The organism is Luteibacter sp. P4_E6 (assembly GCF_056401535.1).
This window is the reverse complement of record NZ_JBFUJE010000489.1, coordinates 1-2,929: the sequence shown is the minus strand read 5'-3', so window position 1 is coordinate 2,929 and position 2,929 is coordinate 1. Positions and strand designations below refer to the sequence as shown.

3 protein-coding genes are annotated in these 2,929 nt (G+C 66.9%); 2 read left to right on the top strand and 1 reads right to left on the bottom strand.

Annotated features, from left to right (window positions below; genetic code table 11):
- The coding region (locus AC1DT2_RS19665) for a DNA repair protein RecN (protein WP_477298157.1) at window positions 1-767 on the top strand (767 nt) is incomplete at its 5' end.
- Window positions 768-831: 64 nt separating this feature from the next.
- Here AC1DT2_RS19665 and AC1DT2_RS19660 read toward each other — a convergent pair.
- On the bottom strand, window positions 832-1,461 hold the full coding sequence (locus AC1DT2_RS19660; protein ID WP_063572096.1) for a response regulator transcription factor: 630 nt from the start codon (window positions 1,459-1,461) through the stop codon (window positions 832-834).
- An 87-nt stretch (window positions 1,462-1,548) separates the two neighbouring features.
- Between AC1DT2_RS19660 and AC1DT2_RS19655 the strand changes: the two genes are divergently transcribed.
- Window positions 1,549-2,929: MASE1 domain-containing sensor histidine kinase (locus tag AC1DT2_RS19655; RefSeq protein WP_477298156.1), on the top strand; the 1,381-nt coding region annotated here is incomplete at its 3' end.

Below are 2,929 nucleotides of genomic sequence, written 5' to 3'. Positions count from 1 at the left end.
CCCAGCTCACACACCTGCACGACCTCTCGCGCCGTTACCGGCTGCCGATCGAGGAACTGACGGTGAAGGCTGAGGAGATTCGCGAGCGCCTCGCCGAGCTCGAAGGCGCCGGCGATGCCCTGGATCGCCTCGGACGTGAGCGCGATCGCCTGCACAAGGCGTATGACGAAGCGGCGGCCGCCTTGTCGGCCGCGCGCTTTGCCGCCGCCGGTCGCCTTGGCACCTCGGTGGCTGCGCTGATGGGCGAGCTCGGCATGGCCGGCRGTCGCCTGGAAGTCTCGCTGGAGCGCGTGGACGGCGACGAACCCGATCCACAAGGTCGTGAGCGCTGCGAACTGCTGGTCAGCGCCAACCCCGGCCAGCCGCCGCGCCCGCTGCGCAAGGTGGCCTCGGGTGGCGAACTCGCCCGCATCAGCCTGGCCATCGAAGTGGCTACGCTGGGCAACGACAACATCGGCTGCATGATCTTCGACGAAGTGGACACCGGCATCGGTGGCGCCGTCGCCGAAGTGGTCGGTCAGAAACTGCGTGCGCTCGGCGAGCGGGTCCAGGTGATGTGCGTCACCCACCTGCCCCAGGTGGCCGCCCAAGGCCACGCGCACCTGCAGGTCGCCAAGGAAAGCGATGGCGAAGCCACCCGCACGCGCATCCACACCCTGGACGCCGCGGGCCGGCGCGACGAGCTCTCACGCATGCTCGGCGGCGTGGAAATCACCAAGGAAACCCGCGCCCACGCCAAGAAGATGCTCGACCGAGCACAGGGCTAACCCTTGGCTTTTAGCTCTTGTAGGAGCCGATTCATCGGCGAAAACCAGGTTGCGGCAACCCCGATCAGGCGCGAATAAGCCCCCGCTCCTGCGCCATCCGATAAAGATCCAGCTCGGACCCCGCGTTGAGCTTGTTCATCACCGCCGCGCGGTGGATATAGATCGTCTTCTGCCCGATACCAAGCTCCGCAGCCACCTGCTTGGGTGCCCGCCCTGCCGCTAGCAGCAGGAAGACCTCACGCTCGCGCGCCGTCAGGCGACTGAATGGATCGAGGTCCACCGACGACCGGCCGGAACGGCGCTCACGCAGGTCCGAGCTCAGATACTGCTCGCCCGCCAGCACGGCGCGCACCGCCACGACCAGCTCCTCGGGCGCCACGCCCTTGGTGACATAGCCGCGGGCACCGCGACGCAGCGCCTCGGAAACATAAGGCTCGCCGTCGTGCATGCTCAGCACCACGATCTTCATGTCCGGCGAAATACTCGCCAGGTGCTCGATCAACGGAAGCCCGCTGCCATCGGGCAAGGAGAGATCCACCGCGACCAGGTCGGGAAGATGCTGGGTCACAGCGTCCACCGCCTCGTCGGCGTTCCTTGCCTCAGCGACGACGTCGAGGTCAGGTTCCAGCTCGATGAGGCGTTTGAAACCCTCACGAACGATGGCGTGGTCATCTACAAGGACGATTCTTGGCATGGACAGAATGTAGCAGGCTCGCCCGACGCGTGCGTATGGGTGGAACCGTGCAACGTCATCTGAGGTTCGCCGTGTAACATTCGGGGAATGCGACYAAACGCCGTCTCCCGGTTCGCCGGCCCTCTGTTTGCCCTCGTCTATGCCGCGGCCTGGATCCTGCTGTGGCCGACGGAACAGCCCTATTGGGTGCTGCCCTTCGGCCTGCGCTTCGGCGCCCTGCTCCTCATGCGGACCCGGAACTGGTTCTGGATCCTCGGCGCCGAGATCCTCGCCAGCACGTTTTGCGAGTGGCGTAGCGGACTGCCGATCGGCGGTGCCGGCTTCGTGCTGGGCGACGCGCCCGAGCCGCTGATGGTCGCTGCCTGCCTCTGGCTGCTGCGTCGCGCCCACCTGCATGCCAGCCTGAATACCCCGGAAGACGTCGCCCGCCTGCTGCTGTCGGCCATGGTCACGGCCACCGTCGCCACCGCCGGCAATGCCGCGATGATGGCCTCGCTGCATCCGGCGGCCCCCGTGGAAATGCTCGGCACCACCTTCGGCAGCGATCTCCTCGGTAACTACCTAGGCGTGCTGCTCGTCGTCCCGGTGATGATCCTGATCTTCCGCGAACGGCCCACCCAGTCCGCCCTCGCCGAGCTGCTCCTGGACGGCTTGCTGGTGATGCTGCCCTCGCTGGCGATCCTGATCACCCTGGCCGAATACTCGCCCCAGCCGCAGTTCGCGCGGGTGTTGTCGCTGGCGCCGGTGCTGTTCTTCGCCTTCCGCCATGGCTGGCGCGGCGCAGGCCTCGCCATGCTGATCACCAGCGTGGGCCTGAATGTCACCGAAGACATGATCGGCCGCGGCGCCCCGACTGCCGCCGCCCACCTGTTCCTCGCCGTGGCGGGCACGGGCACCCTCATGCTCGGCGCCGCCACCGACGCCCTGCGCCGGAGCAGCGAGCGAGTAGCCCAGCAAAACACCCACCTTGCCGCCGCCAACCAGCGTCTCGACCAGCTTGCACGTCAGTTACGGGACGCGGCCCGCGGCAACCTCCAGGCCGAGGAAGATCTGCGCAAGCACATGGCCGCCGAGCTTCACGACGAACTGGGCCAGAACCTCACCGCCATCCAGACCCACCTCAAACTGGCCCAGGCGCGACTCGGCAGCGCGGGCCTCGACGACATCGGCGCCTCCATCAACGGCATCCTCGGCCACATGCGCCGCGCCCTGCACAAGATGCTGGACAGCCTGCGCCCCTCCGTTCTCGACGAGTTCGGCCTGCTTCGGGCACTGGACGAAGGCCCGGTACGCGACATGCTCACGGCTGCTGGCATTCACTATGTGACCGACTTGCGGGGCGAACCCCGGCTGCTCGACGACGAGACGCTTACCGCGATTTATCGCGTCGTGCAGGAAAGTGCGACCAATGTGGTCCGTCATTCGGGTGCGAAGGAACTGAAATTACGATTGCGTATCGGCCTGCGTG